Here is a 12,604-nt window from a genome sequence, read left to right as displayed (position 1 = left end):
TAGTTGCTCGTTGTATCCTCCTTCTCTTTTGTTATATTTGATAATAATTGTAATTAAATGAAGGATATAGTACATTGTTAAAGGAAGCGCGAGGTGTATGGTGACAGGATCGTTTTATCCACTCTTTTATTCATTATGACGTCCTGTAACAGCTACACTTCAATTCATAATTTGGAGGGAACCCTATGATCAAGACAAAGAAAACGAAAAGATGGAGTATGATCGGACTCATTGCCACATTGAGCTTTGCGATGTTCGCTGTACCTGCATCTGCCGCATGGAACGATACGTATAAGGGCTATGCTACATATACCAGCTCCGGTTATTCCGGTGGTGCGGTACTGCTTGATCCGATTCCGGCGAATATGGAGATTACAGCACTCAATCCAACGCAAATGAACTATGGTGGTGTCAAAGCTGCACTGGCAGGCGCTTATCTGGAAGTGCAAGGACCGAAAGGCAAAACCGTTGTATACGTCACTGATCTGTATCTAGAAGCTCCAAGCGGTGCGCTAGATCTGTCACCTAATGCTTTTGCCAAAATCGGTAATGTAGCGGACGGTAAAATCAATATTTCATGGAAAGTTGTCAAAGCGCCGATTACTGGCAATTTCAGCTATCGGATCAAAGAAGGCAGTTCCCAGTGGTGGGCAGCCATTCAGGTTCGCAATCATAAATATCCAGTGCTGAAGCTGGAAGTACAAAAGAACGGTAGCTGGGTAAGTCTGCCGAAGATGGATTACAACCACTTCGTTGGCGAACAGCTGGGTACACAGCCGCTCAAAGTACGGATTACCGATATTCGTGGTATTTCTGTAACCGATACGCTCCAAGCACTGCCTGCGAATGGTACCTCCAATGCGTATATCGTACCGGGCAATGTACAATTTCCAGATTGATCGATCATCCGTCTCGGTCATATGAGCGTATTGCCGATACAGAATGCTATATGGTGTATCGTTTGCAATACCTCTCGTCCGTATCAATCGAAAAGAGACAGTCGCGTTTACGTTGCGACTGTCTCTTTTTGATGTGCATATAGATGGTTCTGAACCATTCTCAAAACCAATATAGCTCAGGAATAGACACAGCAGAATACATGCGCTTGTTCCATATGATTCATATCGTGCTTAGCCGTATCATGTAGAATCCCAGCCTACAAACGATAAAATGGATTATGCCCTTTGCCTTTACCTGACGGCATTGCACCCGGTACACCATCCGCTTCCAGCAACGGGCGTACAATCAGCTTGGTTGGCCATTGTTCTGCTTGGAAAATGCACCGATGCAGTAGCTCGCGATCATCCTCCGGTAGATCTACCTCATCCAGCGCCTGCTGCCAAGCTGCCGACGTAATCTGCCAAAGCTGCCGCTCGTCTGCACCATACACCTCGCTCAGACTTTCCATAATAGCAGCCAGATTCACCTGCGTACCGAGCGATTGCACGTAGAAAATGAGCTTTTCTAGCGTTTCATTGTACAGGCTGTTGGAATAGCCCGGACGGATATGATACTGCGGATCAGCGATACCGTGCTTTTCGGTATAAGGTGGATGCAGACGTACCGAGTCATGATCACGGAACAGCAGGCTATGCGGCACACCGTCGCGCAAGACGACGCAGCAATTTTGCCCATGAATCTCCGGTACAACACCAATTGTGAACAAGCGCATCACTACATCGTAGAACAATGTACTCAACTGACGGTAAAATGTAGTTGCTTCCGTTGCCGACAGGGAGCGACCAAGTAACGCAGTCAATAGGTGGGTATCCTTCATCTGTACACCTAATGCTGCCATCGGTACGATGCGATATTGCTCATCCAGTAGTACCTCTGGATACAAGCGTAGCTGCGCTGCCAGATGACGCGGGTGATCATCATACAATCCCATATCGGACGGCATGTAGCCCCACCAGTGATTTTCGTGACAGAGCCATACTTTATTCTGCAATTGTGCATCACACTCCACTGCCTGACGTAGCATACGCTCACCGGACAATCCATTTAGCAGCTTCACGACTGGCAAATACCTTGCCGCGCCGAGTGACAATACACTTACTGGCAGCTTGAGCATAGTAGTATTGGGCTGCTTAGGAGCCATCGAACGCAGCGAGGACGTTGCCTGTACATGACCAACTTCTGTTGTCAAAACCACCAGAATGCGTTGCTCCAATTCACTGGCAAAGCGTGGCAGGATCACATGCTCCAATTGCCATGGATGCACGGGCAGCAACATATATTGCTCTGTACTTAGACCGAGAGATCGTAATTCCGTATGCAGCGATTGCTGCTCCGCATCGCTTAGCAGATCCGTAAGCATGAGCGAATCGCCTTCTTTACCCTGCTGGATATGAGTATGTTGAACTGCCAACCAACGTAGGGGAATGGACGTACCAAATTCGGCAGCGTAATCCAGACAATCCTGCTCGCTAAAGCCCGTCTTCGCCTTCGACGATGGATGAAATGGACGATCTCGTAGCGCAGCGACCTGCTCCGCATATACATACCATTCGTACGCAGATTCCGGTTGACGATCCATCAGTGTCTGCAATGATTCCGGGTTCAAACTCAGTGACAATTGTTGTACAGCCGTACGGATACCGGTAATAAACTCGGCAACCCCCGGCTGAGCAAACTCGTCTGTAGTCAGCTTCAAGGAAAGAATACGATCCGCAATCTCTCCCGCTTCATGTAGGTGTTGCCATGAGGATTCCAGCTGCTCCGATGCTTCTGATGTAGACCGAACATACACTGGTGAATTCGCCACCCATTCTCTGCATAGCCGAATACTATCCATCGCCAAAAAGAGCAGCTCGTCAGACACGTATACCCACCATGTAGAATGTTCAGATTCCGCAGTATTTGCCGCTACAGTCTTCATCTCTTCACTGTAGCGCTCTCTGATCTCCTGCGGTGCATCGTCCCATTGCACCCACTCACTCTCATCCAGCGGGAAAAATTGCTCCGCCAGCAAAGCATTCATCAAATCGCGGCAAATCTGCTGCTCAGCGATGCGTCTGCCCGACTGCACTGCCGTCGTTACCGTGGATAACATAATCGCCGTCACTTCCTTTCGTTATGTAATAAAATTCGGGATGCGGATGTCCAAGAAAATCATGATGCGAGATCGTCCAGCAATACGCACCTGACTTCACGAATATGATCAGATCCCCAACCCGCAAACGCTCCACCCTAGCATCGCTGTGCATACGATCCTTTGGCGTACACAGCTCACCGACCAGATGCACCGCCTGCTGACGAATCTCTGGACGTTCCCAAGGATAGCTCCAACGCTCCGACTCCATCACGATGAAGGGATGATTATGACCCCACGATGCAGGTAGCCGATTATGATGCGTGCCTCCGCGCAGTACAGCAAAGTTCTGCTCATGCGATACCTTTAAATCGCTAACTTCGGCAGCATAATACCCATAATCCGCCACCAGCATCCGTCCCGGCTCAAAGATCAGCCGTGCCTGCGGCAATAACTCCTGCAAAGGCAACTTCGCCACCAGCGAGGTGAACAACGTCCAGTCAAAGTTCGGTGTCTGCTCGTCATATGACACACCAAAGCCGCCGCCTGCATTGATCAGCTCTAGCGGTGTAAGATTATACTGCTGCTGCCACTGGGCAGCCTTTTGTACATACAAGCCAACCATCTCCGCATGCAGCGCCGCATCGGGGTTATTGGATAACGAATGGAAATGGAATCCGCTCAGCTTCACCGCTCCCACACCTTCATTGGTCATGATGGATAATGCTTCTTCCAGCAATCCCTCGTCCAAGCCAAATGGCGTTGCCCGTCCGCCCATCGTAATCTTCGTCTGCGGCAAATCGTCAGAATGCAAATTGATGCGCAGCATAATACGCGTCGGCTGGGTAAACGTAGAACTCTCCTGCGCCTGCAAACGACGCGTAATATGGATAATCCGTCGCAACTCCAACAAACTCTCCACATGCAGACAGTACACCTGCTGACGAATCGCCTGCTCTAACTCATGCTCCTTTTTACCGGGACCACCGAACAGAATTGGCACATCGCGGCTTATCTTCCGCACCTTCATCAGTTCACCGATCGAAGCCACTTCAAAGCCGCCTACCACTGGTAGCAGATTGCGAATAATATGCGGATCAGGATTCGCCTTTATCGCGTAAAATAACGAGCATTGCGTTGGCAGACTTCGCACCATCTGTTGTACATGCTCCTGCATCGCCGCCAGATCATACATATACGCGCATACCGGCTCGCTACTGCTCTGCTGTATCTGTTGTATGACTTCCTTTACAGCTTGTCTCATATCCACCCTCCTGACGTACGGTATTGATTTCGTTTCGTGTGATACGCGCGAAAGGCGGTATTGCGATCATCGCCCAAGACGAAGATATGTACACCGCGTTCCCGCCAGCGCTGCATATCTTGCTTCTGCCTTGCAACCGTCGCATACGGCACAGCAGCCGTACGTGCCGCTTCATATACCTGCTCCAACGCTGCTAGCACATCGGGATGATCCGTTTGCCACGGTACACCCAGCGATTGCGACAGATCCGCAGCCCCTTCCAGCACAAAGCTCACTTGTGGATGACTCATAATCTCCAGACTGCGCTCAACACCAGTGACACTTTCGATCATCGGCACTAGCATCACCTGTTCATTCGCCTGCTGTACATACTCCTGCAAGTTGTACTTGCCAAACACGCCCGCACGCCCGCTGTTCAGACTGCGCTGTCCTTCTGGGTGATAATACATATGCTGTACGACTTCCTCAATCTGCTCAAGACCTTCCACACTCGGAATGACAATTCCCTGCGCACCGCTATCCAGCAAGCGTAGGATATGCGTGCGTTCCAGCTGTCCGATGCGAACGAGCGGGGTTACATTTACCAGCTCCGCAGCACGAATCATCTCTTCCACCTGCTCCATACTTGTCGTTGTATGCTCGCAGTCGATAATCACAAAGTCATAATCCGCATGCCCAATCATTTCAACGATGATCGGATGCGGAATCGAGACGAATAGGCCAAATACTGGCTGTCCATCGCGAATTTTGGATAATAATAGATTATTTCTCATGACCATTGTCCGTCGCGTGCCTGACGCAGCGGGTTGCTCACACTACGGAAATACAGCTCGCTATCGCCATATAAGCGGCGTTTGGTCATTTCCTCAATTAACGAATCCGGTGCAAACAGATCATAATCCGCAAAGCGCTCCCTATACTGCGGATGCTGCTGCTGATAGTCACCGATCGTATCTGCACACAGCTTCCAGAATTCACGCTCCAGTAAGCCGAATCGCTCCATCGTCAATGCCAGCTCAGTTACGCAAATGAAGAAAAAGGCGTCATATGTATAATCCCGCACTTCCTCTTTCGTTTCCGCATGGATGAACGAATAGCGGTTAAATTTGCGATGGGTTTCAGGAATCGGATGCAGCTCTGGTGCCCATTCAGGATGGAGCAATTGATCTGGCACATAACGTACACCGTCATGCAGATCTTTGACAATGATCCGCTTCGGTAGTCCTTGTTCTAGCACGAGAATGATATTTTGCGCATGACTTTCCAATGCGATGCCATGACCATACAGCAGATGCACAATCGGCAGCACAACCGCACGGACCAGCTCACGGCTCCATACCTGTACACCATGCTTAGCGATCCCTTCGGCACAGAATGACTCGCCGTTCGGCTGAATGAGCGATACTGCATTGAGCGGCCATGCTTCTTCGCCTTCATGCAGCTTGGTGTTTACATTTTCTCGCCAGATCGTACCCAGTGAACCGTATGCGCTACTATATTGCAGCTTAGGCAACTCGGCATAGCGGAAGGAAACGCCCATGATTTCTTTTAAAATATCAAAATCTAGCTGTTGCAAATACGCATCCTGCTGAATCAAATGCTCCAACCAGTCGCTGATCAGCGGCGCATTCTGTGTCGTATGATGCGCCAGAATGCGACTGGTCGATGTGTTCGTCATATGCAGTGCTAGCTTAATGTAGGGTGCATATGACTGATGACGATTGGATAACGAACGAATCGATTGCTGCGCCCGATAAGGAGTATCGCTGTAGCCCAGTGCAATCAGTTCCTGCCGCGACAGCTGACCGCTGAATACAGACTGAATCTGATGCTCCCATTGCCACGGATGCACAGGTAGCAGTACATAAGCATCGACAGGATTCCCAGTATCCATAATGAACTGTTCAAATCGATTCCGATCTTCCGCTGTCAGATGCTGATCCAGCAATTGCTCGTAGCTTACACCTTGCGATAATGCTGTATCTGCCCATTCGCGTCTTGCCGCCACCCAGAATAGCTGCACATCGGCATTGAACTCTGGTCCATAAGCGGCATTGTCGCGCAATGAGAAGCCCAAGCGTGATTTGTAGCTGGGATGATATGGATGACCATCCGTCATATGACTTTCCAGTGCATCATAATGACGATCCTCTGCCGGAATACATGCGGGTAGCTGGGCGCGGCACTGACTGTCTTTTGCAAGCGTCTCTAGCAACTCCTGAATAAAATGTGAAACCCGCTCTCCTTCCAGTCGATGATGCACCACTTCTTCTAGGAATACATACAGGTCGGTACATGGTTCCTCATTCCGCTGAAGCGTACCCGATTGTATCTTCACCCGTCCAAAGCTGGCTTTCTGCTCTGCAATACAGGAATAGACAACATTCTGTCCATCCACTGTCGTTCCATCTGTCGTCCAGCGCTCTCCTTCACATTCATACGATACGATGCCTTCAAACCAGAGCGCCTCCAGCGTCTGCCGCATAATTCGCTCCTGCACCTGTATATACGCCGTCCACTGTTGATCCGGCAATGTCGTTACAACTGCGCTTGTTCCCATTGTGCTCACTCCTCCGTTGACTTTAGTTGGTTAGTTACATATACGTAATCCGGTGTATCGCCATGCCCTCGCAGACAGCTACGCAAATTCTGTTTCGCCAGAAAAGCATCTGCTTGCAGCAGGTAATCAGCGAAGCTATTGCCCGTCTCCTCCAACTCTCGTTTCAATACTGCCTGCGCGATGCGCCAGTAATGTTGCTCCCGGCATCCCGTATCCCGTGCTAGCACATGAATCAGCGAACCAAGATGATTCACGATAAAATAGTACGTCGTACGATTCCGCGCCGATTGCTGATCGTAGAACAGATACTGAGGTTGCTTTGATTGCAGTAGATGTTGTCGCCCATGCTGCTCCTCTACGCTAACCCCTTCCAGATCGCGAAGGATAAACTGCTTCGGCATTCCTTCATACAGCGTTACTAGCGTATTTTGCAAATGGGCTTCAAAATGAATGCCTTCTCGCTCGGCAATCCGCACAATCGGCAGCAAGGACAGCTCCAAATACTTCTGTAACCATCGCTCTGCCTGTTGGATAAGCATCTGTGAAGGATGATGCTCGGCTTCTGCTTCAGCTGATTCCTGCTTCTGAACCTGTTCCTCTAGCATCTTCACCAATCGAGACATACCGCCCGGAACATGACTTTCTACCAAACTGGATAACACATACGTACATGCTGGATCGAACGTGATCGGTCGATACGCTACCGTGAATAGACACGTAATCTGCTCATCTATAAACGTACATGTACCGATCCCTTTTTCATAAGCGATATGTGTACCCTGCTCGTCAGCAAAACCATCTCTATCTAGCACATAACGTGCTGCTTCCAATGTTCGCTGCATCTGCTCCTGACTGTTATTGCGCGTTAGATTGGTAATCTGAATATTCAGTGGTAGCTTCATATTGCAGTTCATATCCGGCACATATACCGTACGAACAGAAGAGGTTGGATAAGCGAGCGGGCCAGCGGCGCCCAGTGGAATCAGTAGCCGCTGCTTTATATACTGCTGTACATCCAGTAACTGCTGCACATGCTCATACTGCCAAGGATGCATAGGCAGCAGCGCATAATCATCCGCTATACGGTCAGACTGTGTACGTAGTATATCCTGCAATAGCGTCTCCAATGCTTGTGTAAATTGAATTTCTGTCTGCTCGTCCACCCATTCTGTGCTATAGCAATCCCGATGCACTGCCATATAACACAGCTGAAAGGAAGCTCCTAACTCCGGGCTAAACCGTTGCTTGTCCTCTGAATGAAATCCAACCGTGCTTTTCGGAAAAGGATGAAATGGATGCCCACACACCAGCCCCTGTTCCGACGTTCTATAGTCATGAACTTCATTCTGTTTACGTTGCGCGTGCTGCATATACAGCGCCATATTGCGCACACTGTTATCGACTCGACTCATAAACTGCTGCACAGCATCTATCTCTACATTCTGCGCGGCAGAAAGCTCTGCAATCATCCAACGCAGTAGCTGATCATAACTCAATGCGGATGGTTGCTCATCAGCATCAGCTGATTGATGTGTTGGGAAAAATGCCGACTCCTGTGCAGGCACATATTTACCTGATGTCGCTTCATCTATCCACGACGATTCCGTTGGCAGCTGAGATGCTGCCTTTTCCATCGTTACTTTCTCTGTTGATCCATCGCTAGACCACAACAGCGACGCATATTCATGCTCGCCGACTGCCGAATAATACGCCAGCTCTGCCTTGACTATCATGCCGCTATGAGGAAACCGGATCACAGCTGCCATAGCTGCTTCATCCACTACAATCTGCTGAGGACGCTGATCTCTCCATTCGCGAATATAGCAGTTCAGCAACAGCTTGCAGGCATGTTGACCGGCTTGATGCAAGCAATCAGGCTGTGGTTTGCTTATGATCTTCAACAATGATGCCAACCTTCTTTCTTGTTATGGTTAAAATAACCGGCAGCGTGCATAGTAGCAGCCCGCCGAGAATCAGAAAAATCTCTCGCAATGCCGCCCACTGTGCCGCACTTGCCGATTGCCCGGCTGTCATCAGCATCTGCCAACGCGCATCGTAAAAGAGCGTCAATATAATAAGCGCAAACGATGAGATCAATCGTTGCAGTGTGGTCGCCAGTGCCGAGCCTTCGTGCATATCCTCTTCAGGTAACGCTTGTAGCCCAATCGCCGATACGCTCATACCGGACAAGCCCATACCGATCCCGCGTAGAGCCATCAGCACAACAATGACCAGAACTGCCATCGTCACTGTCATGTGCGGCAGCCAAGCAAAGGAAATCAGCGTCCCCGTCACTAGCAATGCGCCCCAAGCGATAAAGCGGCGCGATTGCCCTTTGTCCATCCATGTACCGCCAATCCACATGAATAGGCTCGTACCAATCGCCGTCGGCAAAAACATCATCCCTGACCATGACGGTGATAAGCCAAACACCTGCTGAAATAACAGCGGCAGTGCGAAGATCGCCCCGAACATGACACAATCCTGAATCGTAGAGATGAATACCGTCCACGCGAAGATCCGATTTTGCCGTAGTAGTCCGTACCGAATCATTGGCTCACTACGTCGATTCTCCACTCGAACGAAGATGACCAGCGAAGATAGCCCGGCTGCCAGCATTAGCCACGGTACCCAGACAGGCAGCCATGTCGACGCATGCAGCTGAATGCCGAAGCTAAGCAGCGCAATTCCGCCTACCATCAACAGTAGACTAGATAGCTGCACCGACTTACGTCGTGCCGGTTCGTACACCTGAATATATCGCCCACACCAGATCAGCGCTCCAATCGCAAACGGCACATTCAGCCATAGCAGCAGATCCAATCGACCAAATTGAATAATAATTCCGCCCAATGTGGGACCGACTGCAGGAGCAATCATCAGCAGCATGCCCCATGCTCCGGTAATACGCCCCCGTACCTCGGTGCCATAATAGTCAAATAGCAGCACCAACGATAGCGGAATCATTAGCCCCGCCGCTACACCATGCACAAATCGCACCACCAGCATGACCGCTACATACGGATAGAACAGCGCACCGAGAATGGAAAAGGACCCATACAGCACAATACCTAGCATGTACGTACGCTTGCGACCGAGCCGATCTACGATCAATGAAGCGACTGGCATCGTTAATGTCATCGCCAGCATATACAGAGCGATAATCCAACCACCCGTCAATGTAGATACATCGTAATACTGTACAAAATAAGGTAACAGCACATTGAACGCACTATTCGTCAGTACGAGTGAAAAAGCACCAATCAGAATCGATCCTAGCACTGCATGCTGTCGCAGCCGACCAAGGAGTGACATTAGCGTCTGTACTCCGCCAGCGCTTCATGCACCGACATAGTGAACAGCTCCAGCACCTTGTTCGTTTCCTGCTCGCTGATCACGAGCGGTGGTAGGAAGCGAATCACTGACGAATGCCGTCCGCCTACCTCGATGATCAATCCATTGGCAAAGCAGCGCTGTTGAATCTGTTCTGCCAATTTACCACTCGGTGGATAATGACCCAGCCGATCGACGGCAGCTGTAGTATCGACAATTTCCACGCCAATCATCAAGCCACGACCCCGCACATCACCAAGCGAAGGCACACTCTCTTGCAGACTGCGCAACCGGTTCATGATCTGCTGTCCGCGTTCGCGCACATTGTCCATTACATGCTGATTCTTGATATAACGAAGAGTTGCCAGCCCCGTTGCCATCGCCATCTGATTGCCACGGAATGTACCTGTGTGCGCTCCCGGTTGCCAGCGATCAAGCTCATCGCGATACATAATGACCGACATCGGCAGACTGCCACCGACCGCTTTGGAACAGATAATCACATCCGGCACAATCCCTGCATGTTCAAACGAGAACATTTTTCCCGTACGTCCAAATCCCGTCTGTACCTCGTCAATGATCAGCGGAATGCCGCGTTCTGCCGTGATTCGGCGCAGCTCCTGCAACCAGTAGATATTCGCTGGTATCGCTCCGCCTTCGCCTTGCACTGTTTCCACGATCACACCGCATGGCGCGGAAATACCACTTTCACAATCGTCGAGCAGATTCTCGATATATTGCGCACTCAGCTGTGCTGTCATTTCGCCACCTACACCGAACGGGCAACGATACTCATACGGAAATGGCAGGAAATGTACATCCGGCAGCAAACTTTGCAAATGCTGCTTCTTGCTCAGATTGCCACTCATCGCCATCGTCGCCTGTGTAGAGCCATGATAGCTGCCCTGAAAAGCAAGAATCGAACGCCCACCAGTCGCTGTTTTCACTAGCTTGATCGCTGCTTCCACTGCGTCCGCCCCAGTTGGTCCACAAAACTGAATTTTGGAATGATCCCTCATCTCCACTGGCAACAGCGAGAACAGTTCCTCCATAAACGCCAGCTTCAGCGGCGTCGCCAGATCTAACGTATGTAAAGGAATCTGCTGATCCAGCACCTCCCGAATCGCCTCAATAACCACATCATGATTATGTCCCAGCGCCAGCGTTCCTGCTCCGGCAAGGCAATCGTAATATTGCCGTCCTTCCGTATCGGTCACCATGATGCCCTTCGCCTTGCTGATCACAAGCGGGAAATGGCGTGGATACGCGCGTGCATTCGATTCCTTTTGCTCCTGCATTTTCAAATACCGACTTTGTAATTCCAGTGACATATCAATGTACACTCCTTTGTAGGTTTGAACTCGTTGCAACGGGTTCATTGACTGGTTGATGAAATAAATATTCTACATATCGACGCGCTACATCCCGACTTTGCCCCTCATACGGATAGACATGAAATACAAAGTCCGGCAGTGCATTCACCTCCAATATACCGCCACAATCGGAAGTTAAAGGAATTGAAATGTCATTGCAGCGAATGTCGATGCCAGCGACGTCGATATTCAGAATCTGTGCGGCGTGAATGGCAAGTGCCTGATTGTGGGCATGAATCTCATCTGTGCAATCACGCGAGAACTCGCTCACCTTATCAATCTCGGTATGTTGCAGCGAATATAGCGTAACGGTGCAGCCTGTTTCTGGTACAGCATCAAGCGTATATCCCTTCTCTGCCAAAGACTGCACAATCGACGGATCATCCGGCTGTAGCTTATGGAACAGAGTCAGCTGACCAATCGGAGTTTGCCTCAGATGCTGACGATTCAGATCGTCGATCAGTTCTCCAATCGTTCGTTGACCGTCACCAACCAGATACGCAGGTGAATATTCCGTCACTGCTACTACCTTGCTGTCGATAACCAGTACTCGGTAGTCATTGCCTTGTACATACTGTTGCAGCAGTATCTGTTCGCTGAATGCCGACGCATCCTTCATTGCCTTTGCCAACTGCTGCTGTGTACGTACATCAAGGGTTACTCCATTGCCACCACTACTATCCAGCGGCTTGACCACCAACGACTGTCCGGCTGCCGATACAGATTCCAGAAACGATAACGCCTGTTCATTCCTATCACTATCACTGAGTACGATGTGAGCAGGTACAGGTAATCCTTGCTGTGATAGCAGCTGATTCGCAGCCTGCTTATTTTTGGCAAGTAATCCTGACATAAGCGGCAAGCGGTGGGAGCGAGTCTTGTTAATGACAATGCTGACATCCTGCTTCCTCAATTGCAAAAAATCCTCGCAGCCCGGAATCAGCAACTCGCATTGTATTCCCAGCTCATCGGCAGCTTTCGCAATTAACCGATTTTGCAGATTTTGCATTTCTGTAACATGCACAACATATCTCCTCCGT

9 protein-coding genes are annotated in these 12,604 nt (G+C 49.9%); 1 reads left to right on the top strand and 8 read right to left on the bottom strand.

Annotated features, from left to right (window positions below):
• Positions 1-218 precede the first annotated feature (218 nt).
• Entirely contained in the window at positions 219-899 is a 681-nt protein-coding gene (gene exlX / locus ABXR35_RS07870) for an expansin ExlX (RefSeq protein WP_367061270.1), read from the top strand.
• A 257-nt stretch (positions 900-1,156) separates the two neighbouring features.
• On the opposite strand, the gene ABXR35_RS07865 is transcribed toward exlX, so the two are convergent.
• From ABXR35_RS07865 to ABXR35_RS07830, 8 genes are read right to left on the bottom strand one after another with little or no spacing between them, the layout of a single operon-like run.
• A complete protein-coding gene (locus ABXR35_RS07865) occupies positions 1,157-3,055 on the bottom strand; it encodes an IucA/IucC family protein (RefSeq protein ID WP_367057840.1) in 1,899 nt (632 codons plus the stop codon).
• The gene (locus tag ABXR35_RS07860; RefSeq protein ID WP_367057837.1) at positions 3,006-4,298 is read right to left on the bottom strand and encodes a type III PLP-dependent enzyme; all 1,293 of its coding nucleotides are present in this window, start codon (positions 4,296-4,298) and stop codon (positions 3,006-3,008) included. The genes ABXR35_RS07865 and ABXR35_RS07860 overlap by 50 nt, the downstream gene beginning before the upstream one ends.
• Entirely contained in the window at positions 4,295-5,071 is a 777-nt protein-coding gene (locus ABXR35_RS07855) for an HpcH/HpaI aldolase family protein (protein ID WP_367057834.1), read from the bottom strand. Before ABXR35_RS07855 ends, ABXR35_RS07860 begins: the two co-directional genes overlap by 4 nt.
• The gene (locus ABXR35_RS07850; RefSeq protein ID WP_367057831.1) at positions 5,068-6,858 is read right to left on the bottom strand and encodes an IucA/IucC family protein; all 1,791 of its coding nucleotides are present in this window, start codon (positions 6,856-6,858) and stop codon (positions 5,068-5,070) included. Before ABXR35_RS07850 ends, ABXR35_RS07855 begins: the two co-directional genes overlap by 4 nt.
• Positions 6,859-6,863: 5 nt before the next feature.
• Complete coding sequence (locus ABXR35_RS07845; RefSeq protein ID WP_367057828.1) at positions 6,864-8,762, bottom strand: IucA/IucC family protein; 1,899 nt, start codon at positions 8,760-8,762, stop codon at positions 6,864-6,866.
• Positions 8,731-10,173: an MFS transporter gene (locus tag ABXR35_RS07840; RefSeq protein ID WP_367057825.1), complete on the bottom strand. Its 1,443-nt coding sequence runs from the start codon at positions 10,171-10,173 to the stop codon at positions 8,731-8,733. The genes ABXR35_RS07845 and ABXR35_RS07840 overlap by 32 nt, the downstream gene beginning before the upstream one ends.
• Positions 10,173-11,522, bottom strand: a complete 1,350-nt coding sequence (locus tag ABXR35_RS07835) for a diaminobutyrate--2-oxoglutarate transaminase (protein WP_367057822.1) — start codon at positions 11,520-11,522, stop codon at positions 10,173-10,175. The genes ABXR35_RS07840 and ABXR35_RS07835 overlap by 1 nt, the downstream gene beginning before the upstream one ends.
• A 1-nt stretch (position 11,523) precedes the next feature.
• Positions 11,524-12,588: an ATP-grasp domain-containing protein gene (locus ABXR35_RS07830; RefSeq protein ID WP_367057819.1), complete on the bottom strand. Its 1,065-nt coding sequence runs from the start codon at positions 12,586-12,588 to the stop codon at positions 11,524-11,526.
• Between the last annotated feature and the right edge of the window lie 16 nt (positions 12,589-12,604).

Source organism: Paenibacillus sp. JQZ6Y-1 (assembly GCF_040719145.1).
GTDB classification, from domain to species: domain Bacteria; phylum Bacillota; class Bacilli; order Paenibacillales; family Paenibacillaceae; genus Saccharibacillus; species Saccharibacillus kandeliae.
The sequence above is the reverse complement of the archived record's forward strand: the minus strand, read 5'-3'. Positions and strand labels throughout refer to the sequence as shown.

Coding starts and splice junctions, on each gene's coding strand:
- exlX (WP_367061270.1), top strand. CDS start 219: ATGATCGGACTCATTGCCACATTGAGCTTTGCGATGTTCGCTGTACCT.
- ABXR35_RS07865 (WP_367057840.1), bottom strand. CDS start 3,055: ATGTTATCCACGGTAACGACGGCAGTGCAGTCGGGCAGACGCATCGCT.
- ABXR35_RS07860 (WP_367057837.1), bottom strand. CDS start 4,298: ATGAGACAAGCTGTAAAGGAAGTCATACAACAGATACAGCAGAGCAGT.
- ABXR35_RS07855 (WP_367057834.1), bottom strand. CDS start 5,071: ATGAGAAATAATCTATTATTATCCAAAATTCGCGATGGACAGCCAGTA.
- ABXR35_RS07850 (WP_367057831.1), bottom strand. CDS start 6,858: ATGGGAACAAGCGCAGTTGTAACGACATTGCCGGATCAACAGTGGACG.
- ABXR35_RS07840 (WP_367057825.1), bottom strand. CDS start 10,173: ATGTCACTCCTTGGTCGGCTGCGACAGCATGCAGTGCTAGGATCGATT.
- ABXR35_RS07835 (WP_367057822.1), bottom strand. CDS start 11,522: ATGTCACTGGAATTACAAAGTCGGTATTTGAAAATGCAGGAGCAAAAG.